Consider the following 23,405-nt stretch of genomic DNA (forward strand, 5'->3'; position numbering starts at 1 on the left):
CGCGGGTCGCGTTGAGGGCGTCGTCGACGCGGTCCTTCTTTTCCTTGACTTCGACTTCCGTCGCACCGCCGACGCGGATCACCGCAACACCGCCCGCCAGCTTCGCGAGACGTTCCTGCAGCTTCTCCTTGTCGTAATCCGACGTGGTCTCTTCGATCTGCTGCTTGATCTGGGCAACGCGGCCCTGGATCTCGGCCTTAGTGCCGGCGCCGTCGACGATGGTGGTGTTCTCCTTGGAGATCGACACCTTCTTGGCGCGGCCGAGCATGTTGAGGCCGACGTTCTCGAGCTTGATGCCGAGATCTTCCGAGATGACCTGGCCACCGGTGAGGATGGCGATGTCTTCCAGCATGGCCTTGCGGCGATCACCGAAGCCCGGCGCCTTGACGGCGGCGATCTTCAGGCCGCCACGCAGCTTGTTGACGACCAGCGTGGCCAGAGCCTCGCCTTCGACGTCTTCCGAGATGATGAGCAGCGGCTTCGAGGTCTGCACGACGGCTTCGAGAACCGGCAGCATCGCCTGCAGGTTGGAGAGCTTCTTCTCGTGCAGGAGGATGTAGACGTCCTCGAGCTCGGCAACCATCTTGTCGGCGTTGGTGACGAAGTAGGGCGAGAGATAGCCACGGTCGAACTGCATGCCTTCGACGACTTCGAGTTCGGTCTCGGCGGTCTTGGCTTCCTCAACCGTGATGACGCCTTCGTTGCCGACCTTCTGCATCGCTTCCGCGATCATCTTGCCTGCTGGATGGGTTTTCGTCGTGGCTGAAATTCGATTGCTCTCGGATCGACTAGCAGCGCCTCCTCGGGATCAAACACCTAGCAGCCTGCTTTGTGCTGCGTGCCTTTCCAAAGTGCTATGTCGACGCGCCGAAGTGTGGCCGACGTTCGAACGATATGCGATGGTCCTTCTCGGTCAAGAACCGGCGTGCCAGATCAGTATCGCGTATTCCTACCCGTGACACCCATTCAGAAAACAGGCGAACCGCGCGTCGGTTCATATGCCGCGAAGGACAGACCAGCCAGTATCCCGGAAACTCGATGACCTCGAACTCGGTCGAGACCGGAACCAGAGAGCCCGACGCCAGGTCCTCGAATGCGATGGAAGTGCTTTCCAGGACCACGCCCGCCCCATCCTTCGCCAACTGGACAGACATCGACGACCGGTCGAAGCGATAGGGATAAGTCATGCGGGCGCCCAGGATACCGTTGCGCGGCAGCCAATAATCCCACCGGAAATAGGCCTTCACGCTGTCGATCAGTCTCGCACGGCGAATCTGTTCGCGCGGATCGGCCGAAAGTGCACGCAGTTCGGCAAGGTATGAAGGCGAACACATCGGCAGGATCAGGTCATTGATGACGCAGTTCGAGTAGAGATCGGCCCAGCCGCCGTCGCCATAACGCAGATCCAGATCGATAACCTCCGTTTCGAAGTCCGAGAAATTGGGCGTGGCGTCGACGCGCAAATTCCAGCTTGGATAGTCCTTGCTGAATTCGGCCAATCGAGGCGCCAGCCACTTCTCGCCAAAAGAAGGACTGACGCGAATGCTGAGCTGGGAGCTTTCATGCTGCCGCACGATGGCGTTTCGCACCTCGCGTATAGATTCGAACGCCTGGGTGGTGGTCTGGTACAGCCGTTCGCCGTCGATCGTCAGGGAGAGATGGCGCTTTTCGCGCTGAAAGAGCCGCACCCCGAGTTGGTGTTCAAGCAGCCGCAACTGCTGGCTAACCGCCGATGGTGTCACCCGCAATTCTTGCGCAGCCTTGGCCACGCCGCCAAGCCGCGCAACCGCCTCAAAATGGGTCATGGAATTGAACTTGAGATTTGACATCGATCCAGTCAGTTAAGCTCAGCTACACAGAATGTTAAGAAACGAGAATTGAGCCGAATGTCAATCGGTCGCATGATCTGGTGGTCTCGGGAGGAGATGCAGAATGGAAGCGGGTTCAGCCCAAAGCTTAGGTAGTGCCGGCAATGTGCCGGGAGTTGGACAGGCATTGAGCAGGAAGCTCCTGATCGAAGCTTCCAATGTCGAGAAGAACTACGGCGCGACACAGGTCCTTGGGGGGTGAGTTTTCAGGTTCGGGCCGGCGAAATCCACGCGCTCCTAGGCGGCAACGGCGCCGGCAAAAGCACTCTCATCCGCATCATCACGGGGCTGACCTCACGCGATGCCGGCGACATTGGCTTTGCCTCCTCCAAGGCCGGCCGCGTCAGTCCGATCATCGCTGTGGTGCATCAGGAGCTGGCGCTGTTGCCCGAGCTGTCGGTCGCCGAAAACATCGGCATTGTGCATGCAAGGTCGGGCTGGTCGCAGATCAGCCGTCGCCGCATGCGCGAAATTGCGCTTGATGCCCTGCGCCTGATCGACCCAGCGATCGGCGAAGAGATCATTGATCTGCCAGCACGCAAATTGTCCCTCCACGAAGGCCAGATCGTCGAGATCGCTCGTGCCCTTTCCACCGGAGCCGAAGTGCTGCTCCTTGACGAGCCCACGGCCAATCTCACCGCCGGCGAGACGGCCAAACTCTTCTCGGTATTGAAGCGGTTGGTGCGCGAGGAAGGCATGGGCATCGTCTTTGTTTCGCACCGTATGCGGGAAATCCGCGAGCTATGCGATGTCTGCACGATCTTGTGCGATGGCGTCACGATCGCGAATGCAACGCCCCTTGCCTCGCTTAGCGACGCCGAGATCGTCCAGCAGATGGGACAACCGGCGCAGCATCCGGCAACGCACCGAAGCCCACAAAAGGGCCTCCAACAGGGCGCACCAATCGAGCTGCTGGGTCCAGACGACGTCCGGATAGCGCTTTCGACCGGCACCATCCTGGGTCTAGCCGGCGCACCGGTGGGTCCGACCGGTCTCATTGCTCCCCTTGTCGGCGCGGGACCCGGAGCCGGTTGGCGCCTTTCCGGCGAGGGTTTTGCGGACCGCTTTTCGTCTCCAGCGGCAGCGGCGCGCGCTGGTATCGGCTTCGTCTCAGGCGACCGAGCTACCAAGGGCATCCTTTCGCAGCTTCCCATCGTCGACAACGTGCTTGCAGCGCGCAGGGTGCGCGAGAAGCGGCGCATCGTTGCGGCAGCCGAAAGGCAGGAATGTCGTGATCTCGTTTCGGCGCTGAAGTTGAAAGCCGGCTCGATCTGGGATCTGCCGGCTTCGCTGTCCGGCGGCAACCAGCAGAAGCTTCTCGTCGCACGCTGGCTTGGACTGCCGCTCAAAATGGTGGTGCTGGAAGAGCCGACCCGAGGCGTCGACATCGGCACCAAGCACGACATCTACGCCCTGATCCGGGAGATGGCAGACGCCGGCGCGATCATCATCTGGTGGTCGACCGAGAACGTCGAACTGCTCGAGCTTTGCGACGCCATTTTCGCCTTCGACACCGATGGGCGGCCAAAGGGATTTCTGCCTGAAGAACGCTACACCGAAGGCGGGCTCGCCGAACTGACGGGGATGGCGGCATGACCGACGCAACCAACGGCGCCACGACAAACGACAAAGGCCGGGTCACCAGGTCCCGCGTCCCAGCAGTTCTTTTATCCTATCGCACGGAAGCCGCGATTGCCGGGGCAATCGTTGTCCTGCTGCTGGCCGTCGGCATGTTCGTGCCCGCCGCACTCAGCATGGGCAACGTCCAAAACATCATCCAGGCCGCCGCGCCTCTCATCATCATGTCACTCGGAGTTTTGCTGGTCGTGGTCACGGGCGGCATTGATCTTTCCGTCGGCTCAATTTTCTCCCTAACCGGAATGGTGACTGCGCTGGCGATGGCCAGTGGCGCTGATGGACTGACCGCGAGTGCTGCCGGCCTGGCGGTCGGTCTTGTGTTTGGTTCGATAAATGGGCTTCTGGTCACGGTCGTCGGGCTCGCGCCTTTCGTCGTCACGCTCATCACCTACGCGGTGGCGGGCAGCCTGGCCTTCATCGTCACCAATGGTCGTTCGATGCCGATCGGCGCGCCGGATTTCTGGCTCCTGAATTCGGGCGAAATCATTCCCGGCATACCCAACCATCTTCTGTTCTGCATTATACTGATGGTCGTGCTGGAATACATCCTGCGCAAGGTCGTGGTGGGACGCTGGTTCTATGCCGTCGGCTCGTCGGCAGTTGCAGCCCGGCTGCTCGGCATCCCGGTGCTGCGCATCAAGTTCGCGGCCTATGTCGTATCGAGCCTGCTTGCTTCTTTCGCCGGGCTGTTGACCGTCAGCTACATCCTCAACGCCGAAGCGACGGCAGGGGCCAGCCTTATGCTGCAGGCGATTGCCGCCGTCGTCATCGGCGGGGCCAGCCTCTTTGGCGGAACAGGCAGTGCCATTGGCGCTGTGCTGGGCGCTCTGATGATCACCTGCATCCAGAACGGCGTGAATCTCATCGGCGTGAACAGCTTCTGGCAAGGCTCCGTCACAGGCGCCGCAATCCTGCTCGCGGTTCTGATCGACCGCTTCAGCAACAAGAACCGCATCTAGATCATCAACGGGAGGAACCAAGATGAAAATGAAGACAATCCTGCTTGCGACATTGGCGGCGGCCGCACTAACCAACGCGTCATACGCTGAAGACAAGAAGACCGTAGCCTATATCGCCCCATCGCTGGACATCTCATACTGGCAATGGGTCGGCTACGGCGTGAAGGAAAAGGCCAAGGAACTCGGCATGGACTATGTCGAGTACTCGTCGGAGAATTCGCCCGCCAAGCAGATGGACAATGCCAGGACAGCCGTGACCAAAGGTGTCTCGGCCATTGTGATCGGGCCCGTCAGTTCGACGTCGACACCGCCGCTGCTCGACTATCTGGCGAAGCAGAAGGTGCCGATCGCCTTTGCCGGCATCGGGCCACAGTCGGGCCTCACGAACTATACCTCCTCGGTCACCGCGAACAACTATGAGACCGGCAAGGCGCAGGGGAAATTCACCTGCGAGCTCGCCAAGGAGCGTGGTGGAAACAAGGTTGGCATGCTATCCCTGCCGCAGGACCGGGAGAATGCGCAGAAGTACCTCAAGGGCGCTAAGGAGGCGTTTGTCGCCGACGGCTGCGATTTCGTCCAGATGCTGGAGACCCGCGGCCTAACCATCAACGAAGCCGTCACCCAGGCCAACGACCTGTTGACCGCCAATCCCGACGTCAAGGCCATCTATGGCATGTATGACGAAGCCGGGACCGGCGCCGCCAAGGTGGTCGAGACCCGGGGGCTGACCGGCAAGATCGGCATTACCGTCGCCGACGGCTCGCCAACCACGATCGCGCTGCTCAAGAAGGGAGCGATCCAGGGCATCTTCTTCCAGGAGGCGGTGGGCCAGGGCATCGACGGCACCCAGCAGGTCTACAATGCGCTGACGGGCGCGCCGGTGACCCAGGACATGGCCTTGGTCATGCCTCTCGTGACTGCCGACAAGGTCGACAGTCCGGAGGCCAAGAAGGTCATCGCTCGCGTGTTCCCGCCCAGCAACTGACCGCCACCTAATGGACCCGCCGGCCAGGCCGGCGGGTCCAGACCCCGAGCGAGGAATACCGACCGTGGCCGAGCTGCCGTTTATCGATCCGCACCATCATCTGTGGGACCTGGAGGCCAATTACTATCCGTGGCTAACCGACGGGGTTAAGCCGTCGGCCTTCGGCGACTACGAGGCGATCCGCAAAAGCTACCTTCTCGACGACTACCTGGAAGACGCCAGGAACCAGAACCTGGTGAAATCCGTGCATCTGGATGTGGGGTTTGATCCCAGCGATCCGGTCGGGGAAACCCGCTGGCTGCAAGAGATCGCGAACAAACGGGGCTTCCCCCACGGCATCGTCGGCTATGCCGACCTCTCCAAACCCGATGTGGGCGACCTTCTCGACCGGCACATGGAGTATGCGAACTTCAGGGGTATCCGGCAGTCGATGAATTACCATCCCGACCCGGCCAAGACCTATCAGGCGCGACCGGAAGTGAGCCGGACGCCACAATGGCGACGGGGGTTTGGCGAACTGGCGAAACGCCGGCTGAGTTTCGACCTGCAGCTCTACCACCCACAAATGGGCGAGTTCCTCGAGCTCGCGCGCGACTTTCCCGACGTCCAGATCATTCTCAACCACACCGGCATGCAGGTCGACGGCCCCGAGCATTTTGGCGCCTGGAAAAAAGGCATGCACCAGTTGGCGCAAGCGCCGAATGTCGCGTGCAAGATATCGGGCCTGGGCATGGGCGACTGGAAATGGACCGTGGCGACGATCCGTCCCTATGTCGAGGAAGCGATCGCAGCCTTCGGCGTCGGCCGCTCGATGTTCGCGACGAACTTCCCGGTCGACAAGCTGTTCTCGAGCTTCGACGCCATCGTGAACGCCTTCAAGGAAATCACGATCGCCTACCCGCACGAGGAGCGGCTCGCGTTGTTCCATGACAACGCCGCCCGGTTCTACCGACTCTAGATCATCGGCAAAGAGAAATAGCAGGAGAGTTCGAGATGTTGCTGAAGGGCAAGGCCGTGGTTATTTCGGGTGCAGCCAGCCCTCGGGGAATTGGCCGCTCCACCGCAACGCTGATGGCGGAGCACGGGGCACGCGTTGCAATACTCGACCTCGATGAGGAGCAAGCCCGCAACGCAGCCGTGTCGCTCGGCGCCGAGCACATTGGCCTCGCCTGCAATGTCGCCGACCTCGATGCCTGCAAGAAGGCTGCTGCGGAAGTGACTGAAGCCTTCGGCAAGGTCGACGTGCTCTGCAACATTGCCGGGATCACGCAGCCGGTAAAGACACTGGACATCGGCCCGGCCGACTGGGACCGCATCCTCGATGTCAATCTGCGCGGCGTCCTCTATCTCAGCCAGGCGTTCATCCCGCATATGCGCGAAAATGGCGGCGGCTCGATCATCTGCATGTCGTCGGTTTCCGCGCAACGCGGCGGCGGCATCTTCGGTGGCCCGCACTATTCGGCTGCCAAGGCAGGCGTGCTCGGGCTTGCCAAGGCCATGGCACGCGAATTCGGGCCTGACGGCATCCGCGTCAACTGCGTTACGCCTGGCCTGATCCAGACCGACATCACCGGCGGCAAACTGACCGACGCCATGCGCACCGATATCATCAAGGGTATCCCGCTCAGCCGGCTGGGCGATGCCCGCGACGTGGCGGGCGCCTATCTCTTTCTGGCGTCCGATCTGGCCAGCTACATCACCGGCGCCGTGATCGACGTCAACGGCGGGATGCTGATCCATGGCTGAGGGGACAACGGATCTTGAGATGCCGCGCGCCGGCAGCAATGTCAGCCTCGCCGAACGAGCCTATCGTATCCGGCGACATGCAGTGCGGATGGGTCAAGTCCAGGGCCAAGGTTATGTCGGACAGGCGCTGGGTGTCGCCGACGTGCTTGCCGTCGCCTATTTCCATGCTCTTCGTTACCGGCCGGAGGACACGTTGTGGGAGGGACGCGATCGCTTCCTGCTATCGATCGGACACTATGCGATTGCGCTTTACGCGGCGCTGATCGAAGCGGGCGTTCTTCCGGAGGAAGAACTCGAGACCTATGGCAGCGACGATAGCCGCATGCCGATGTCCGGCATGGCGGCATACACGCCCGGCATGGAGATCACCGGCGGCTCGCTCGGTCATGGCCTTGGCATTGCCGTCGGCATGTGCCTGGGACTGAAACGCAAGCAGAGCGACAGTTTCGTCTACAATCTTTTGTCCGACGGCGAGCTCGGCGAGGGCTCGACCTGGGAAGCCACGATGTCGGCCGCGCACCATAGGCTCGACAATCTCATTGCGATCGTCGACTTCAACAACCAGCAGGCCGATGGTCCATCGACGGCCATGCTTTCCTCCGAGCCGGTAACCGACAAGTTCGAGGCGTTCGGATGGTACGCACAGCGCGTCGACGGCAACGACCTCGAAGCGGTACGGGTGGCCTTCGACCAGGCACGCGAACTTAAGGAACCTCGCCCGCGCGTCATTGTCTGCGATACCCGTATGGCGAAGGGCGTGCCGTTCCTGGAAACCCGCGACATCACGCATTTCATCCGCGTCGAACCGCACGAATGGACGCTGGCGCTCGAAGCTTTGGAAAAGGGACGTCCGCAGTGAGGTTGTCAAAGTTCGCACCGCGCCACGCCGCCAATGCCGGTGAGCGCAAGACCACATCGGCGATGATCGCGTCGATCGCGCCCGATGGCGTTCCGACGCGCAACGCGCCGTTCGGGCACACACTGGCCAGACTGGCGCATCAGCGGCCCGGAATAGTTGGCCTGACGGCAGACCTCGCGAAATACACCGATCTCCATATCTTCGCACAGGAGCATCCGGACCGCTTCTATCAGATGGGCATGGCGGAGCAGGTGCTGATGAGCGCCGCCGCCGGCCTGGCGCGGGAGGGTTTTACGCCCTTCGCCACGACCTACGCCGTCTTCGCATCGCGACGTGCCTACGATTTCATCTGCATGGCGATAGCCGAGGAGAAACTCAATGTGAAGGTCGTCTGCGCCTTACCGGGGCTGACGACCGGTTATGGCCCCAGCCACCAGGCGACCGAGGACATCGCGATCTTCCGCGGCATGCCGAACCTGACGATCATCGACCCTTGCGACGCGCTCGACATCGAACAGGCTACCGAGGCGATCGCGGACTACAACGGACCGGTCTACATGCGGCTTTTGCGCGGTAAGGTTCCTGTCGTGCTCGACGGATACGACTATACATTTGAAATCGGCAAGGCGCGAATGCTGCGCGAGGGTGCGGACGTACTGTTCATTTCCAGCGGCCTGATGACCATGCGCGCGCTGGAGGCCGCGAAGGCGCTGGAAGCCGACAGGATCGGCTGCGCCGTTCTGCACGTTCCGACGATCAAGCCTCTGGACAAGGAGACGATACTTGCCGCCGCGCGCCGTTCGGGACGGCTGGTGGTGGTGGCGGAGAACCACACCATCATTGGTGGCCTTGGCGAAGGCGTTGCCGCGCTACTGATGCGCGAGAGAGTGACCCCAGTCTTTCGCCAGATCGCCCTGCCCGATGAGTTCCTCGACGCTGGCGCGCTGCCGACGCTTCATGATCGCTACGGGATCTCAACGTCCGAGCTCGTGCGCCGCGTCCGCACCTGGAGCGAATGAGAAGTAAGAGCTGTCCCATGCAACAGTTGAGCCATCTACTTGAACCTTTGACAGGCTGACGGTATCCGGAAGGGTCCGCCGCTTCTCGGCATAGAGCCGTTTCAGCAGCGAAATCGCCGCAAGGGGATCGTGGCGGCGCGCTGAGCGGAACGTGAACGCCCGCAGGGGGGATGTCACGTTGTCTGGCTATGCACGCGCTGAGACCTGCGGCGCTGTTGTCAGCTGATCACGGTCACGGCTTCCCACTCCGCCATGGCCTGCAGGCGGTGAATATGTGTGGTGAGAGCGGAGCGTTTTGAGCGAGGTGGAACGAAGAGGTTGCGCAGAGCCGAGAAGATCGAGACGAAATACTGCAGGCGTCCTGGCGATCGGAAGCCTTGCATCACCCGCTCTCGTTTTCGCAGCGGCACATGGGAATTCTCGGCGCGGTTGTTCAATCCTTTGTGTGACCGGTGCTCGACGTCCGGCATCACCTGCCGCTCCATACGAGCGCAGCTTGTCAGTGATCATGCGCTTCGGCGCGACACCCTGTTTCTTCAATAGGCGCGTCAGCAATCGCTTGGCCGCCTTGGCGTTGCGGCGGTTCTGGACGATCTCGTCGAGGATATAGCCGTCCTGATCGACGGCGCGCCATAGCCAGTGTTTTCGGCCAGCAATGTGATGGCGACTTCATCCAGGTGCCAGATGTCACCGCGGCTCGGCTGCTTGCGGCGCAAGCGGCGAGCATAATCGGGCCCGAACTTCTTGCCCCAGCGGCGGATCGTTTCGTAGGAGACCACGATGCCGCGCTCCAGCAGCATTTCCTCGACCAGACGCAGGCTCAAGGGGAACCGGTAGTAGAGCCAGACCGCTGGGCGATGATCTGCGGCGGGAAACGATGGCGCTTGTAGCTGATGGGCAGGCATCATCATGCCGCCGTCCCTATGCCGCAAATGCTGACGCAGGGTTTACGTGACAACACCCTATTTATCGCTCTCCGCGCGATCAATCATGGCATCACCAACCAAAACATCGCCTTGGGCTCTGAGACGAGTTCCCGCACCACGCATATCCCGAGCGCTTTCGTCCTGTCCAAGTTTTGATTTGCCAATGAGCTTCGTGATTTCAATCTCCAATCCGACGATATCCTTTATCAACGCATCGATATAGTTTCGCGGAGCATGGGTCATTTTCCACGGCACTTCTTGGGATGCTTCGTGAATGCGCGTCAAGCGCGCTACCATACCGCGTACATAGCGCTCATCATCGTGGATAACTACCTTCCCGAAGGCATGAGCGACCATGTAATTCCATGTAGGAACCTGCCGTTGCGTCTCGTGCTTGCTTGGATACCAGGTTGGCGAGATGTAGGCATCCGCGGCTCGGAACACGACAAGCACCTCATCGTTGTCAACGACGTCCTGCCAGATGGGGTTCGATCGTGCGACATGGGCATGAAGCGTTCCCAAGGATCCTTGCTCGGGATCAAGGAGAAAGGGGATGTGATTTGCGTCCATACCGCTTTTTCCAACTGTGAATAGAATGCCGAGAGGATGACTATTAATCAGTTTATGAAGGATGCCGACTTTCGGTTCGTCAAAGTGCGTTGGTATATACACGGTGCGTCCTTTGTATCAGATGGCATAAATTCAAGGCTTCGGTTCGTCGGGAGCTTCATCAATGAGTCGTTCCTTGCCTGTCTATTGCTTCAGGCGAAGATTTTCCGCGCCCGCTTTGGCGTTGCAGGAAATGACCGTCAGATAACCTTGACGTTTTTCTACACTGCACCTGGATAGGTAAGCGCCAAGCTAATAACCACTCGGGCGTGAGTCGACGAGATCCGGCCCTAGGTGTTGAGTGAACGACATGCCTCAGAAATCCGTTGGTTCTGTCGCGCAAAGTCGTCTAGGAATCCCAAGTTTTGCTGGCTTTTCACGGTATCGATTTGAGCTGCTCTCCCCAGATAGCTTGACAACCACTTAGCCGCCCCGACCGCCGCAATCCGCGGTAATTCTCATGTTTGTCGGCTCCCTTGTGACTTCCGATCTGCGGCGGCCAGCATCGCCTGACCAATCGGATGATCCCCTTGCGCGTTGACCATCTCACCAGCGCTACGGATGTCGCGCAGTTCCTTGTTCTGACTGAGCTTGGCCTTGCCGACAAGGCGGGTGATCTCGATCTCGAAACCCACGATTGCCTTGACCATCGTGTCGATAAAGTCCCTGGGTGCGTCCCCCATTTTCCACGGGACAGCTTGGGTCGCCTCGTGCCTGTGAGTCAGTTTGGCGACATTGCGGCGGACATAGCGTTCGTCGTCGTGGATTGTAATACGCCCATATGCATGTGCGACAATGTAATTCCAGGTCGGGACCTGCTTGTGGAACTCCTGCTTGCTCGGATACCACTGCGGTGAGATGTAGGCGTCGCCGGCACGGAAAACCACGAGCACCTCATCGCCGGTCGCCACATCCTGCCAAACTGGATTGTTGCGGGCGACGTGGCAGCGCAGGGTGCCGTTTTCTCCCTGTGACGCGTCCAGTTCGAAGGGGATGTGATTGGCGTCGAGCCCGCTCTGGCCATGGGTTATCAGCACGCCAAGCGCGTTGTTCTCGATCAGTTGGTAAAGGACTTCTCGGCTCGGTTCATCGAAATGTGCGGGTACATACATGACAATTCCTTTCACGGGCCGCCGGGTTGGTGTTTACCGGCGGGCATCGGATGCCAAGCGTTCCAGTGCTGCGGCGACCCGGCGCTTAGCTGGCGCGGGCAGAGGCAGGATGGGACGCGGGGGTTCGGCACTGCAAATGTCGAGCAAATCGGCAAGTGCATAGACGACGCGAAGACTTGAGAACTCCTTGAAGAGGCTCCAGAGCGGGGCTAGCGCGGCATCTATCCGTCGCGCTTCGGCCGCATCGCCGTGCTGCGCCGCCGTGACGATCTTCATGCAGACCTCGGGCAAGATGCCCGCGAGGACGCTGTACCATGTGTCGGCGCCGGCGATCATGGCCTCGGCAGCGTTCCAGTCGCCGCTGTAGCCAATCGAGAACCCTTCCGGCAGCGTGCGCCTCTGTTCGGCCAGGTGGTTCTTGATCGCATCGCTCTTGTCTGTTGGATTTTTGATGGCGACAATCCCACCCACCTTTGCCAGGCGGCTGACAAGGGCCGGGCTGAAATGAAAATGCGTCGTTCCTGGATTGTCGTAGACCACGATCGGCAGGCCACTTTCGCGCGCTACAGTGGAGAAATGTTCGAACACCTCGTCATCGGTAAGCGGGGTGTAGGAGGCGGCGGCAAGCAGCCCCGCGGCAGCTCCAAGGGCCTTGGCGTCTTGCGCGAGCCTCACGGCCTCATCGGTGCGCAACGCGCCTACACCCACCACGACCGGCATTCGCCCCGCGGTTTCGTCCAAGGTCTCGGCGAGCGCCCGCCGCCGTTGCTCGCGCGACAGATAGATGTATGTACCGGTGCTGCCGAGAAGACCGATGGAATCCACCTGAGCGGCGCCAAGCCGAGCAATCAGCCTGCGCAGGGCAACGGTATCGACACGGCCGTCACGATTGCTCGGCGTGATGGGGAACGCGGAAAGACCGCTCAGGAATGCCATGGCAAGGCTCCAGGTTCATGCGTGAGCGCAAGGGTGGCCACACGAAGGTCATCACAAGCCGTCCAGACCCCGCCGCAGGTCTGCGATAAGGTCATCGGCGTCTTCAAGACCCACCGAGAGACGCATGAGGTCCTCGCCCACTCCATCGGCCAGATGCGCATCCTTGCGGATCGGCTGCCGAGCACGGGTGAGGCTTGCTGGATGATAGATAAGGCTGTCGGCGTCGCCGAGGCTGACGGCGCGAGTGATCAGGTTGAGCCGGTCCATCATCCGGCGCGCTCCTTCGTATCCAGCGTGGAGGCCAAGGGCCAACATGCCCGATCCGTTGGACATCTGTTTTCGCGCCGTCACCTGATCAGGGTGCGAGTCGAGGAAGGGATAACTCACAAATGCCACCGCCGGGTGCGCTTCCAGCGCCCGAGCCACCGCAAGGGCCGTGGCGCTGTGCCGTTCCATACGCAGCGTCAGCGTCTTCAGACCGCGCAGGATCAGGAAAGCTGACATGGGCGAGAGCGCTGCGCCGGTGATGTAGCGCAGGCCGGTTTCATGCAGCGTGCGGAGTGTTTGCGCGTCGCCGAGAAGCGCCCCGCCAAGGGCATCGCCATGACCATTGATGTACTTGGTCAGCGAGTGGAGCACGATGTTCGCCCCGTGCTCAAGCGGTCGCTGGAGCGCGGGCGAGGCGAAGGTGCTGTCGACTGCAACCCTTACACCGCGCTCGTGAGCGCGCTCGGCAATTGCCGCGATGTCGAGGATGCGGCTCAGCGGATTCACCGGCGTCTCGAAGAAAACCAGCCGCGTCCGCTCGGTGATCGCGGCATCGAGATTTTGGGGATCGGACAGATCGACCGCGACAACCTTGATGCCGAAGCGGGGGACCGCTTGTTCGACCATGGCAAGCGTGTTCGCATAAAGTGTCTTGTGGACGATGAGTTCATCGCCTTGGGACAGGAGCGACAGGATCAGCGTGCCGAAGGCCGCCATCCCCGAGGCAACGACCAAACCTGCCTCGGCTCCTTCCAGATTGGCGAGCCGTCGCTCGAGGATCTCCGTCGTCGGATTGTATTCGCGCGCATAGAGCCGTCCGCCAAGGGCGGCGGCGGCCTCGTTTGCTGCCACGCTTTCGAAGCCATAGGTTGAGGTCAGGAACACTGGCGGCTGGACGGCATTGGAAAAGCCGGCCGGATCGTAGCCATGATGGATCGCCCGGGTGGCAAATCCGGGACCGGTGTGGTTGAGCGACCCCGTTGGAGCATCGGTTTCGGATTGATGGGAGCGGGTCATTCGGCCTCTGAGATCTTTCTTGGTTTCGAAAAAGATTGACGGCAAACTGGCTAATGTGAAATATCCAGTTGGCGATGAAAGAGATGGTCCAGTCTTCTAGTGCCGGTTCCTCAGCGCGCTCGCCCGCGTTGGGTGCACGCCAGATATACGAGGCCCTTCGCGAGCAAATCCTCGGCGGCGTCTACGAAACCGGCAGTCAGCTGCCATCCTCCCGGGCCCTGGCAAACGATCTCGGCGTTTCGCGAACCACGGTCACGGTCGCCTACGAGCAGTTGGCTGCGGAAGGTTTCATCGAAGTCCGTCAAGGCGCACGACCTCGCGTTGCGTCTTCGTTGATTGGCCATGAGACGGGCCGCACTCACGCGCAACGGGTCGGCCCGATCCACCTGTCCGCATATGGCGAGCGGCTGCGCGCGACGTCACCCTGGCCAGATTATCTGCCGACTGGGCTGAAGGTCGATTTCCGCTATGGCGACCTGGCGCCGTCGGATTTCCCTTCACTGGTCTGGAAACGCGCGATGAACGAGGCGATGGGGCAGCGCCCGCTGCGTCTTGCCTATGACGATCCTCGCGGCTCGCGCCGGCTTCGCCAGGCGCTTCAGGGCTATCTCTGGCGCGCCCGGACCCTGAGCTGCGACCTCGAACAGATCATAGTTGTGAACGGTTCGCAGCAGGGCCTTGATCTGTGCGCGCGCCTACTTCTCGATCCCGCCGACCGTTTCGTCATCGAGGATCCGTGCTACAGGATGGCGCGTCAGGTCTTTGCCAGTACGGGTGCCTCACCCATCCCGGTCATCGTCGACGAAGACGGGATGAGGACCGAGTTGCTGGCGGGGATCGGGGCACGACTGGCTTATGTGACGCCATCGCATCAGTTTCCGCTGGGCGGCGTCATGCCGATCGCGCGCCGCCATCAGCTTGTGGAATGGGCGCGGCACAACAATGCCTATGTGATCGAGGACGACTACGACAGCGAATATCGCTACGACATCAATCCGGTCCCTCCGCTGCACAGTCTCGAGGACCACGGGGCTGTCATCTACCTCGGCACGATCTCCAAAACGCTCTCGCCGATGCTGCGCATCGGCTACCTCGTCGTCCCGCCCGAATTGCAGGAGGTCTTCGCAACCGCCAAACAATTCGCAGACCGGCATTCGCCGGTCGCTGAACAGGAAGCGCTGGCATCGTTGATCGAGAGCGGCGGCTACGAAAGCCATGTGCGCCGTGTGCGCAGGCTGAACGGCGAGCGTCGGGAAACGTTGTTGGGTGCCTTGCAGCACAGCTTCGGGGATCGCATCACTGTCCAGGGAGCAGATGCGGGACTGCACGTCGCGGTTTGGTTCAATGACCTGCCACGATCGCGGGAAACGGCCTTGGTCGAATCCGCCCGCGACGCTGGCCTGGGGCTACACCTGATCTCGCCGCTCTACGAACGGCCATCGGACGAAGGCCGCACCGATCGCGTCGGACTTGTCATGGGCTATGCCGCCTTGAGCATTCGGCAGATCGGGAAGGGCGTTGAGGTCCTGCGCGAGGTTGTCAAGCAGTTGCAAGACGCGATGCCGGTGCGGAACAACTGAGACGGGGGGACGTCGAAAGCTGGCGCTGAAAACGGTCCGAGGGGCCCCCGTATTTCTTTCCAAACAGCCAACTGGACCGGGAAAATGCCATGCAACTGGCGCTGTTGATCAGGCCAGTTTTGCAGCAGGTTTCCACGAGACGAACTTCCGAGAGCGATGATGACCTGGCGAGGAAAGCTGCTTCATATCCATATCGCGCCTGCCGCCTCCTATGAAATGGAGGAGCTGGCGCAGGCGCAGCTTATTGCCGGCCAAGGCATTGTCGGAGACCGCTACTACCTGGGGACGGGGACCTATTCGGCGCGTCCCGACGTTCGCGAAGTGACGCTGATCGAAGCCGAAGTCCTGGACGCCATCGCGCAGGGCGAACCCAGGATTCCGGGCTTCAAGGCCAAGCTCGCACCCGAAGATCACCGGCGCAATCTGACGACACGAGGCGTTCCGCTTAGGCATCTTGTCGGCAAACGCTTCCGGGTCGGGGAAACGATCCTCAGGGCCGCCCGGATGAATGTGCCGTGCAAGTATATCGAGGAGTTGCTCGGGCTTCCGGGTCTCTACGAGGGGCTTCTGAACCGCTCCGGCCTGAACTGCACAATCGAGGTCGGGGGCGTGATCCGCCCCGGTGATCTGATCTTGCCCATCGACGAGTGAAACGCCATGGCCTCGCCGCGTATTATCATGAAGCTGACCGTGACCGCCGTCCGCAAGGAGCCGGGCGACGTGCTGGTCATCGACCTGACACACCCACGCAAACCTGTGCTGCCGGCGTTCGAAGCGGGTTCTCACGTCGACGTCCATCTGCCTGAAGGGAAGGTGCGTCAGTATTCACTTTGCGGCGACCCGACCGAGCTTGGCCGCTACACCATCGCGGTGAAGCGCGAGAATGACGGCCGTGGCGGCTCGGCGTGGATCCACGAAACCATTGCCGTCGGCTCCACACTGCCTGTCTCCGCGCCACGCAACCATTTTGCGCTCAAGCCAGGCGAGGGGCCGACTTTGCTGCTGGCAGGGGGGATCGGGATCACCCCGATTCTGGCCATGGCGCGCGCGCTCACCCGGCAGGCCAAGCCCTTCGAGTTGCACTATTTCACCCGCAGCCGGGCGCTCACGCCACTCTTGGCGGCGATCGGGAGCGATCTTCCTGGCGGCAATGTGCGGCTCCATTTCGACGACGAGCCTCAGACCCGGCAGGACATCGCCGCGCTGCTGGCGAACCGTTCGGCCGAGGCACAGGTTTACTATTGCGGACCGCCCGGATTCATGGCCGCCGTGGGGCGCGCGGCCGAACACTGGCCCGAGGGTACTGTTCATTTCGAAACTTTCCAGCCTCCCGAATTTGATGGCGCACCACCGGAACCATTCGTCATAGAACTGCGTGAGGGCAGGATGGTCGAGGTTTCGGCGCAGACCACGGCGCTCGCGGCCCTGCGCGCGGCCGGTGTGCCCTTGCTGGCCTCATGCGAAAACGGGGTTTGCGGGACCTGCGAGTGCGGGATGTCTAGTGGACAGCCAATTCATCGGGATTCCGTTCTGTCCAAAGACGCACGCGGCCACCGCTTCATCCCTTGCGTGTCACGCGCGAGCGGCGTGCTGAAGCTCGATCTTTGACGACCCGGGATGCTCGGTCCGGCCGCTGATTTTCGGGGAGTTCGATGGCGCCGAAACTTGCATATCTGGACGAGATCGAGCGTCAAGGCGCTTCGGGTCGAGCATTTCGGCCAGACCGGCCCAATCTCAGACCTCTACCGCCCCACGGCCTCGATGCCATCGTGCATGCCGCCCAGGCTGTCAGTGCCGACATCCAGATCCGATGTCTGAAGGCGCTTCCTTGGCGGTTGCCGGATGAGGGTGCCAGCTGAGTAGCCGTGCAAGGCAGCCATTATCCCGAAGGCCTTCGTGCTGGTAGGTCAAGTTTCCTCGCTGCGTTCGAGCACAGCCATAGAAAATGCAACGGCATGATCGTCGGCAGCCGCATACGAATGCGGCTGATCGGTGAGGAGCCGCGCAGCTTCGCCGGCTTGTAAGATCATGGTGTCCGAGCCGACAGTGACCTTGAGGCTTCCCCGTAAGACCGAAACAAGTTCGCGAGCGCCGCGGCTGTGGGCGTCCGACCAATGGACATCGCCGGGCGCAATGGTCCATGACCACATCTCGAACATCGTTCGGCCTGAGGTTGATGCCACGAGTTTCGCCTCGCTCCCTTGCGGCGTTTTCCAAAGCGTTGCTGGATTGGTCCGTTCGATCGGATCGTCTGTGATGTCTTGCGAAGGCTCACTCAACAAGTCCGTGACGGACAAAGAGAACGCGAGAGCCAGTCGACACAGGACTCCGATGCTCGGATTTGCCTTTCCCTGCTCAATGGCCACGACAGTGCCCTTCGATAGGCCCGCGCGCTTTGCAAGTGCATCAAGACTCATATTCTTCAGTCGCCGCAGATGCTGCACTTTGGACGAGAGCGCTGTTCCCAACTCTCTTTCGCTCGCTATGGCTGCCGCGTTTGCGGTCATTATATTGACCTCTCCTGACGATTCGACTACGGTCAGTATAGTGACCGGTGTGGGGCAGTTCAACCATGCCATCTCATCTGCTCAAGGATTGATGAAGATGCCCCTCCTGACCGCCGACACAGCAATTGTTTTGCAGCCAAATGCATCTCAGACCGTAAGGGCGGCAGATGCACATCGACCATCGAAACCCATTCTGCCCATTGGGTGCAGCATATGAGTGTCACGGCCGCAAGCTTGGCTGCAGCAGCTTTTGGCGCCGGAGATTTTCTTGGCGGTGTCGCGGCGCGCGGTTCGGATTGGCGCCGGGTCGTGTTGGTGGCGCTGGCAGCGGGCCTGCTGGTGTTGGTCGTTGCGGCATGCTTCGAGGGCAGGCCCCCCGCTACGCTACCGCTGGCCTGGTGTTTGACGGCTGGCGCAGGTTTTGCGGTCGGTGTCTCGCTTCTCTATCGCGCGCTGGCCGAGGGACAGATGACCCAGGTCGCGCCGATCACCGCCGTCGTCGCGATTGCTGTCCCGACTGTCGTAGACATTCTGACCGGCAAAGCGGTCACCGGATATCTGTTTCTTGGACTGGGGGCTGCCGGCCTCAGCTCGGCTCTTCTATCGGGGTTGAGTGGTGGCTTGTACGAGAGCATCCGGAACCGATCGGTCATTACTGTTGCTATCGGTGCTGGGTTTGGCTTGGCCTTGTTCTACATCGGCCTTGATAGAGTAGACGCGGCGGGGGGGCATCTGGGGAGTCCTGCTTGTTCGTGCAACAGCCTTTGTACTGGTTACAGCTGTGGCCTTGAAACGCGGAAGAAGTGAGGTGTTGCAACCACGTAGCCTGGGTGTCTCTGTTTGCGCCGGCCTTCTCGATGGAACTGCGAACGTGCTGCTGATGCTTGCATTTGCCACGGGAGGCTTGGCCGAGACCGCCGCCGTCGCCTCACTCTATCCGGTCGCTACCATTCTGTTGGCCGTCGCCGTTCTGCGCGAGCGACCATCGATACCACAAGGCATCGGGCTGCTTATGGCCATTCCCGCGGTCCTCCTTCTCAAATCCAGTTAAGGAGGGGCTCCACGCAGTTCGAGAGTCAAGCAATACACATGCCGCTGGACCTGTCGATCCTTGCCGAGGGCCGCCATCAGACGGTCTGCTTGCTCCGGTAGAGAGATCGAGTGGAGACCGCTAACTTCTCCGGGGTTGGCCACGAATTGTTAGCACCGGCGGGTCCATCACCATCGCTTTTGTTGCGGAGAAAGTGACGTGATGGAGTGGACGACGAGGGCAAAAGCGCGCTTGGCGATGTCTGTCGCCGAGAAGTTCGGATTGAGAAAAGCGACGAGCGCTTGCTCGACGGTGATATCGGCCTGTCGATCGAGGAGGGCAAGAAAATCATGACGGCCCTGCAGAGCGCGGCCGTGAACCACGAGGCGGAGACCTATGCGCATTTTCGCCGGGGCTGCCCCGATTGCCACGCGTTTCGGCTGGTCAAGAACTACACGATGCGCCGAATTTGAACGGTCTTTGGTACTGTGGAGGTTCGCAATCCACGTTGGATGCTGTGCCAGGGATGTCACCCAGGAATGGTAGCCGCGTTCGCGCCGCTGAAGGAAATCTGTCCGGATCGGGCAACGTCCGATCTGATGGAACTGACGGCGCGACTGGGAAGCATGATGCCGTACCGGCAGGCCGCCAGCGTGCTCGCCGAATTCCTGCCATCGAACCGACCGAGACGCATGCGACCGTGCGAAAGCGGACCATCAAAGTCGGCGAGCGGCTCGATGACCAGATCACTGAGGAAACCTGGCGCGCGAGAATGAAGATGGAGGAACGACATCAGCTCGAAATGCAGCTTCCTGGCGATCGACGCAAAGAGTTCGTCATCAGCATCGATACGGCGCACGTTCGCAGCGCCGATCCCAATTCAGCGCGAAACTTCGAGCTCGTCGTGGCCAGATGCGGTCGCGGAGGTCGGGGCCAAGTCGGAGGTTGCTATTTTGTCACCGCCAACACTGACCAACCTGATACGTGATCGAGCGCTCCACGCTCTTGGGGAAGAGGGGTATCGCGGCTTTGGGGACGTCACCGTGATCTCGGACGCACATCGCCATGAAGATCCAGCCCATGCAGCAGATCGCTGATCACGTGATCCGATCCCAGTCTGGTCTCGCTGAAACGCTTCCGACCATCGGCAGGGACATCAGAGCTGTGAAGTGGCTTCTGTGGCACGGTCGCGGGGGGGGGGGGGGCCACGCCCTGCAGCAGCTCTTGGCAAGCTTGAATGCCTCGCAAAGAGAAGGCGAGCTCTCAATGTTGCGTCTCCACAGCCTCGGGTCTCAGCTCCTCACCTACGTCGAATTACGGAAAGCGCTACCAAGCCGGACTTCGAGTGGCCACGACCCTTGCCGAGTCGGCGGTCAATTCCGTGATCGCCAAACGCATGGTCACGAAGCAGCAGATGCGCTGGTCTCCAGACGGTGCTCACATGCTGATGCAGGTTCGGACAGCCGCCGCCAATTCCGGCGGAATTGGCGGCCGAACAAGCGCCGTTTGAGGCGCAGATTATTCGCCGTTGGACTTCAGGAAGGTGACCGTCGCTGAGATCAGCTTGTCCACCGTCTTGGCACTTTGTTCAACGCCGAAACCATGATCAACGGGTTCCGCCCACAGTTCTTCCGGACCGTCGTGATAAGACAGCAGTGACTTGGCGAGCACGGGTTGGGGAAACACGATGCTATCGCGCGTTCCGACCGCCAGGAACAGCGGCCCCTTGTAGCGCGAGATTTCGCCGGCAGGCTGCACTGCGTATAGGCTCTCGAAGAAGCGGCCTTTCAAGCGGATTTCCTTCCCATCGCCGACGCGCTTGGCCGGATAGACTTTGTCGCCCGCTGTCACAGCTTCCGCCATTTGCTTCTCGCCAAATATGGAAATAAACGCTGCCGGAAGATTGATGCCGGGGTTCCAGAGCACGACGGACTTTAAGGGAGTTTTCGTCCGGCCGGCGACCGCTGTCGTGACCGCACCGCCCAGACTCATTCCCATCACTGAAATCCGCTTGCCATCGATGCTGTCATTGGTCGATAGGAAATCGAGCGCCGCCTGTGCGTCCGCTACCTCGGATTCGACAGTCATGTCTTCGAATTTGCCGGTACTCTCGCCGCTACCGCGAAAATCGATTCGTAGCGATGCGATACCACTTTTCGCGAGCACGGGTGCAGCACGCCCAAACAGGCCTTCCTTCACCGCCTCCGAACTCCATTCGTTGCGGCTGCCGGTGAAACCGTGAAGCATCAGGACGACGGGAGGTTTCGCCACATCATCTGGTGTGACCAGCGTGCCCACGATTGTCTGTCCCTCGACTTGGACCTTGACGATGGTCTCCTTGGCGTCTGCCGGGAATACGTATGCCGTTGCCAATATGCCGAGCGACACGGCAATGGTCTGATAGAGCTGCTTCATTTTATCCTCCATGATAATGATCTACTAAACAAGGGTCGTACTTGCCGCCCACTATCGTTCTAAAAACAGAGGGCGGGTCGGTGTGTGCGCTTGCCGGAAGGGGCGCGAATCTTATTGAAGTTCGCCGGTGATGAACTGTCCGAAGGACCAATCCGCGTCGGCATTTTCGACCAGGCTGATGACCACGTTAGCGGGGTCAATCCCGCACGTCTCCGAAAGTCCGGCAGTTACAAAGCGATAGAAGGCCTGTTTGTCGTCAGTAGTTCGGGGCCGAGAGATCACTTCGATGACAATAAGATTGTCACTCCGGGTTATACCGAGGCCGGTGTCTTCGACGCGGACATGGGTTGGCTCGTGCTCATAGAGAACCCGGTAACGATCTGCAGTCGGAACATTGAAAGCCTTGACCACCGCCTCATGGATGCAGTCGAGTAGCCTGTCACGCTCGCCTGACGATCTGCCTTTCAGCAAGTTGATTTTGGTCAGCGGCATTGTCCGTCCTCTACGATAGTGGGAAGGGGCTTAGGGAACGGCAGCCCGCTCCCTGCCTGCACTTAAATTACTTCCGCCGGCAGGGCGGCCATGACCTGTTCGCTATCGGTAGCCAAGGCTCGGGGGAAGCAGAGCACATTCACGACCGCGCTCATGAGTGCGATCGCGATGGGATAGGCCAGACCCGCATAGATGTTGCCCGTGTAAGCAACCAGGGACAGGCTGATGAGGGGAACAAAGCCGCCAAACACGCCCGTGCCGATGTGATAGGGCAGCGAGAGCGAGGTGTAGCGCAATTTCGCCGGGAAGAGCTCGACGAGGAAGGCTGCCATCGGTCCGTAGACCAGCCCGACGAAGACAAGTTGGGCGACGATCAGGGCTGTGACAAGCACAAAGTTCTGGGCAGCGACGGCGGCGGCGATGCCCTGATAGATCGGAACATAGAACGCGGCTGCCAGAATGAAGCCGGTGACAATCAACTTGCGACGGCCGATCCGGTCGGACAAGGCGCCGAAGAAAACGATGAGGGGCGTTCCGATCACCAAAGCAGCGGCAAGGCAAAGGTTCGCTCTCAGGAAGTCCAGCTTCAGCACGCTTTGCAAGAAATACAGGGCATAAAACTGACCCGTATACCACACGCAACCCAAGCCGGCGGTCGCGCCGAACAGCGCAAAGGCTGCATAGCGGGCACCATGACCGGTGGCGAAACTCTCACGGATCGGGCTCTTTGCGGTCTTTCCGCCTTTGCGAAGGTCCTCGAAGACCGGCGACTCGCTCAGCTTGAGGCGCAGATAAAGAGACAGGACGATCAAAACCGATGACAGCAGAAACGGAACTCTCCAGCCCCATTGCTTGAAGAGTTCTTCGCCAAGCGACAGCCGGCACGTAAGCACGACGACGATCGCCAGAAAAAAGCCGACGGTTGCCGTTGTCTGGATAAAGCTCGTGAAGAACCCACGCCGGTTCGCCGGTGCATGTTCTGCAACGTAAACGGCGGCGCCGCCGTATTCGCCACCGATCGCCAGCCCTTGGATCAGCCGAAGGACCACAAGCGCGATCGGCGCGAAATATCCCGCGGTCTCGAAGGTTGGCAAGATGCCGACGAGCGCGGTCGCAACGCCCATTAAAATAAGCGTCATCAAGAAGGTGCTCTTGCGTCCGAAGCGATCGCCGATGCTGCCAAACAGCAGGGCCCCCAATGGGCGCACTACGAAGCCTGTAGCAAAGGTTGCGACGCTGATCAGCACAGCTGCCGTCGGTTCATTTGCAGGGTAGAAAAGCGTTGAAAAGAAGATCGCCAGACTTCCGTAGAGATAGAAGTCATACCATTCTATGACCGTGCCTGCGCTTGATGCCAGAACGACGGTCCAGATGCTTGGTTTGCGGACGGAGTCGTCCCTTTCTCGCAGCTGTCGCATGTTGCAGTCCCCTTTTTTATTT

General features: G+C 60.6%; 23 protein-coding genes and 2 pseudogenes. 13 read left to right on the forward strand and 12 right to left on the reverse strand.

Features of this window, described 5'->3' with window-relative positions; translation table 11 throughout:
* Window positions 1-739: pseudogene (groEL, locus tag NKH13_RS25630) on the reverse strand (chaperonin GroEL); the annotation flags it as partial.
* A gap of 115 nt (window positions 740-854) precedes the next feature.
* Window positions 855-1,805, reverse strand: a complete 951-nt coding sequence (locus NKH13_RS25635) for a LysR substrate-binding domain-containing protein (protein WP_352915257.1) — start codon at window positions 1,803-1,805, stop codon at window positions 855-857.
* 261 nt (window positions 1,806-2,066) lie between these two features.
* Between NKH13_RS25635 and NKH13_RS25640 the strand changes: the two genes are divergently transcribed.
* The 7 genes from NKH13_RS25640 to NKH13_RS25670 all read left to right on the forward strand — a co-directional run bounded on the left by NKH13_RS25640 (window position 2,067) and on the right by NKH13_RS25670 (window position 9,074).
* On the forward strand, window positions 2,067-3,464 hold the full coding sequence (locus NKH13_RS25640) for an ATP-binding cassette domain-containing protein (RefSeq protein WP_352915260.1): 1,398 nt from the start codon (window positions 2,067-2,069) through the stop codon (window positions 3,462-3,464).
* On the forward strand, window positions 3,461-4,465 hold the full coding sequence (locus NKH13_RS25645) for an ABC transporter permease (protein ID WP_352915261.1): 1,005 nt from the start codon (window positions 3,461-3,463) through the stop codon (window positions 4,463-4,465). The genes NKH13_RS25640 and NKH13_RS25645 overlap by 4 nt, the downstream gene beginning before the upstream one ends.
* 22 nt (window positions 4,466-4,487) lie before the next feature.
* Window positions 4,488-5,450 (forward strand): substrate-binding domain-containing protein, encoded by a 963-nt coding sequence (locus NKH13_RS25650; RefSeq protein ID WP_352915264.1) that lies wholly within the window; start codon window positions 4,488-4,490, stop codon window positions 5,448-5,450.
* 64 nt (window positions 5,451-5,514) lie between these two features.
* Window positions 5,515-6,408 (forward strand): amidohydrolase family protein, encoded by an 894-nt coding sequence (locus tag NKH13_RS25655; protein ID WP_352915265.1) that lies wholly within the window; start codon window positions 5,515-5,517, stop codon window positions 6,406-6,408.
* Window positions 6,409-6,443: 35 nt separating this feature from the next.
* Window positions 6,444-7,196 (forward strand): SDR family NAD(P)-dependent oxidoreductase, encoded by a 753-nt coding sequence (locus NKH13_RS25660; RefSeq protein WP_352915268.1) that lies wholly within the window; start codon window positions 6,444-6,446, stop codon window positions 7,194-7,196.
* A gap of 19 nt (window positions 7,197-7,215) precedes the next feature.
* Window positions 7,216-8,055, forward strand: a complete 840-nt coding sequence (locus NKH13_RS25665) for a transketolase (RefSeq protein WP_352915407.1) — start codon at window positions 7,216-7,218, stop codon at window positions 8,053-8,055.
* Complete coding sequence (locus NKH13_RS25670) at window positions 8,052-9,074, forward strand: transketolase family protein (RefSeq protein ID WP_502909983.1); 1,023 nt, start codon at window positions 8,052-8,054, stop codon at window positions 9,072-9,074. The genes NKH13_RS25665 and NKH13_RS25670 overlap by 4 nt, the downstream gene beginning before the upstream one ends.
* A 218-nt stretch (window positions 9,075-9,292) precedes the next feature.
* Here NKH13_RS25670 and NKH13_RS25675 read toward each other — a convergent pair.
* The 5 genes and pseudogenes from NKH13_RS25675 to NKH13_RS25695 form a co-directional block, all read right to left on the reverse strand.
* A pseudogene (locus NKH13_RS25675) lies at window positions 9,293-9,975 on the reverse strand (IS6 family transposase).
* A 61-nt stretch (window positions 9,976-10,036) separates the two neighbouring features.
* On the reverse strand, window positions 10,037-10,672 hold the full coding sequence (locus tag NKH13_RS25680; protein WP_352689102.1) for an FMN-binding negative transcriptional regulator: 636 nt from the start codon (window positions 10,670-10,672) through the stop codon (window positions 10,037-10,039).
* Between the two features lie 395 nt (window positions 10,673-11,067).
* Window positions 11,068-11,721, reverse strand: a complete 654-nt coding sequence (locus NKH13_RS25685; RefSeq protein ID WP_352915270.1) for an FMN-binding negative transcriptional regulator — start codon at window positions 11,719-11,721, stop codon at window positions 11,068-11,070.
* 33 nt (window positions 11,722-11,754) lie between these two features.
* Window positions 11,755-12,657 (reverse strand): dihydrodipicolinate synthase family protein, encoded by a 903-nt coding sequence (locus NKH13_RS25690; protein WP_352915273.1) that lies wholly within the window; start codon window positions 12,655-12,657, stop codon window positions 11,755-11,757.
* A gap of 51 nt (window positions 12,658-12,708) precedes the next feature.
* Window positions 12,709-13,941 carry a trans-sulfuration enzyme family protein gene (locus NKH13_RS25695; RefSeq protein ID WP_352915276.1) on the reverse strand — a complete coding sequence of 411 codons (1,233 nt, stop codon included), beginning with the start codon at window positions 13,939-13,941 and terminating at the stop codon, window positions 12,709-12,711.
* An 83-nt stretch (window positions 13,942-14,024) separates the two neighbouring features.
* Here NKH13_RS25695 and pdxR point away from each other — a divergent pair, with 83 nt between their 5' ends.
* The 3 genes from pdxR (at window position 14,025) to NKH13_RS25710 (ending at window position 17,129) form a co-directional block, all read left to right on the forward strand.
* Window positions 14,025-15,521: a MocR-like pyridoxine biosynthesis transcription factor PdxR gene (pdxR, locus tag NKH13_RS25700; RefSeq protein WP_502914583.1), complete on the forward strand. Its 1,497-nt coding sequence runs from the start codon at window positions 14,025-14,027 to the stop codon at window positions 15,519-15,521.
* Between the two features lie 159 nt (window positions 15,522-15,680).
* On the forward strand, window positions 15,681-16,172 hold the full coding sequence (locus tag NKH13_RS25705) for an MOSC domain-containing protein (RefSeq protein ID WP_352915279.1): 492 nt from the start codon (window positions 15,681-15,683) through the stop codon (window positions 16,170-16,172).
* Between the two features lie 6 nt (window positions 16,173-16,178).
* Window positions 16,179-17,129 carry a PDR/VanB family oxidoreductase gene (locus NKH13_RS25710; protein WP_352915280.1) on the forward strand — a complete coding sequence of 317 codons (951 nt, stop codon included), beginning with the start codon at window positions 16,179-16,181 and terminating at the stop codon, window positions 17,127-17,129.
* 299 nt (window positions 17,130-17,428) lie between these two features.
* On the opposite strand, the gene NKH13_RS25715 is transcribed toward NKH13_RS25710, so the two are convergent.
* Window positions 17,429-18,028 (reverse strand): helix-turn-helix domain-containing protein, encoded by a 600-nt coding sequence (locus tag NKH13_RS25715; protein ID WP_352915283.1) that lies wholly within the window; start codon window positions 18,026-18,028, stop codon window positions 17,429-17,431.
* Window positions 18,029-18,241: 213 nt separating this feature from the next.
* Between NKH13_RS25715 and NKH13_RS25720 the strand changes: the two genes are divergently transcribed.
* From NKH13_RS25720 to NKH13_RS25730, 3 genes are all read left to right on the forward strand, one after another.
* Window positions 18,242-18,835 carry a hypothetical protein gene (locus NKH13_RS25720; RefSeq protein ID WP_352915285.1) on the forward strand — a complete coding sequence of 198 codons (594 nt, stop codon included), beginning with the start codon at window positions 18,242-18,244 and terminating at the stop codon, window positions 18,833-18,835.
* 1 nt (window position 18,836) lies between these two features.
* The gene (locus NKH13_RS25725) at window positions 18,837-19,079 is read left to right on the forward strand and encodes an EamA family transporter (RefSeq protein WP_502914584.1); all 243 of its coding nucleotides are present in this window, start codon (window positions 18,837-18,839) and stop codon (window positions 19,077-19,079) included.
* A gap of 206 nt (window positions 19,080-19,285) precedes the next feature.
* Window positions 19,286-19,531: a hypothetical protein gene (locus NKH13_RS25730; RefSeq protein WP_352915291.1), complete on the forward strand. Its 246-nt coding sequence runs from the start codon at window positions 19,286-19,288 to the stop codon at window positions 19,529-19,531.
* Between the two features lie 56 nt (window positions 19,532-19,587).
* Here NKH13_RS25730 and NKH13_RS25735 read toward each other — a convergent pair whose 3' ends face one another.
* The 4 genes from NKH13_RS25735 to NKH13_RS25755 form a co-directional block, all read right to left on the reverse strand.
* Complete coding sequence (locus NKH13_RS25735; protein ID WP_352915293.1) at window positions 19,588-19,917, reverse strand: hypothetical protein; 330 nt, start codon at window positions 19,915-19,917, stop codon at window positions 19,588-19,590.
* A 659-nt stretch (window positions 19,918-20,576) separates the two neighbouring features.
* Complete coding sequence (locus NKH13_RS25745) at window positions 20,577-21,473, reverse strand: alpha/beta hydrolase family protein (RefSeq protein ID WP_352915296.1); 897 nt, start codon at window positions 21,471-21,473, stop codon at window positions 20,577-20,579.
* 111 nt (window positions 21,474-21,584) lie between these two features.
* Entirely contained in the window at window positions 21,585-21,965 is a 381-nt protein-coding gene (locus tag NKH13_RS25750; protein ID WP_352915299.1) for a tautomerase family protein, read from the reverse strand.
* 62 nt (window positions 21,966-22,027) lie between these two features.
* Window positions 22,028-23,383, reverse strand: a complete 1,356-nt coding sequence (locus NKH13_RS25755; protein WP_352915302.1) for an MFS transporter — start codon at window positions 23,381-23,383, stop codon at window positions 22,028-22,030.
* Window positions 23,384-23,405: the final 22 nt, after the last annotated feature.

Origin of the sequence: Mesorhizobium sp. M1348 (assembly GCF_040317925.1) — a bacterium.
In the GTDB taxonomy this organism is placed as follows: domain Bacteria; phylum Pseudomonadota; class Alphaproteobacteria; order Rhizobiales; family Rhizobiaceae; genus Mesorhizobium.

Excerpts from the sequence above, each read along its gene's own strand:
- NKH13_RS25635 (WP_352915257.1), bottom strand. The coding sequence starts at position 1,805 with ATGACCCATTTTGAGGCGGTTGCGCGGCTTGGCGGCGTGGCCAAGGCT.
- NKH13_RS25645 (WP_352915261.1), top strand. The coding sequence starts at position 3,461 with ATGACCGACGCAACCAACGGCGCCACGACAAACGACAAAGGCCGGGTC.
- NKH13_RS25650 (WP_352915264.1), top strand. The coding sequence starts at position 4,488 with ATGAAAATGAAGACAATCCTGCTTGCGACATTGGCGGCGGCCGCACTA.
- NKH13_RS25660 (WP_352915268.1), top strand. The coding sequence starts at position 6,444 with ATGTTGCTGAAGGGCAAGGCCGTGGTTATTTCGGGTGCAGCCAGCCCT.
- NKH13_RS25665 (WP_352915407.1), top strand. The coding sequence starts at position 7,216 with ATGCCGCGCGCCGGCAGCAATGTCAGCCTCGCCGAACGAGCCTATCGT.
- NKH13_RS25685 (WP_352915270.1), bottom strand. The coding sequence starts at position 11,721 with ATGTATGTACCCGCACATTTCGATGAACCGAGCCGAGAAGTCCTTTAC.
- NKH13_RS25690 (WP_352915273.1), bottom strand. The coding sequence starts at position 12,657 with ATGGCATTCCTGAGCGGTCTTTCCGCGTTCCCCATCACGCCGAGCAAT.
- NKH13_RS25695 (WP_352915276.1), bottom strand. The coding sequence starts at position 13,941 with ATGACCCGCTCCCATCAATCCGAAACCGATGCTCCAACGGGGTCGCTC.
- pdxR (WP_502914583.1), top strand. The coding sequence starts at position 14,025 with ATGGTCCAGTCTTCTAGTGCCGGTTCCTCAGCGCGCTCGCCCGCGTTG.
- NKH13_RS25705 (WP_352915279.1), top strand. The coding sequence starts at position 15,681 with ATGACCTGGCGAGGAAAGCTGCTTCATATCCATATCGCGCCTGCCGCC.
- NKH13_RS25710 (WP_352915280.1), top strand. The coding sequence starts at position 16,179 with ATGGCCTCGCCGCGTATTATCATGAAGCTGACCGTGACCGCCGTCCGC.
- NKH13_RS25715 (WP_352915283.1), bottom strand. The coding sequence starts at position 18,028 with ATGACCGCAAACGCGGCAGCCATAGCGAGCGAAAGAGAGTTGGGAACA.
- NKH13_RS25720 (WP_352915285.1), top strand. The coding sequence starts at position 18,242 with ATGAGTGTCACGGCCGCAAGCTTGGCTGCAGCAGCTTTTGGCGCCGGA.
- NKH13_RS25745 (WP_352915296.1), bottom strand. The coding sequence starts at position 21,473 with ATGAAGCAGCTCTATCAGACCATTGCCGTGTCGCTCGGCATATTGGCA.
- NKH13_RS25750 (WP_352915299.1), bottom strand. The coding sequence starts at position 21,965 with ATGCCGCTGACCAAAATCAACTTGCTGAAAGGCAGATCGTCAGGCGAG.
- NKH13_RS25755 (WP_352915302.1), bottom strand. The coding sequence starts at position 23,383 with ATGCGACAGCTGCGAGAAAGGGACGACTCCGTCCGCAAACCAAGCATC.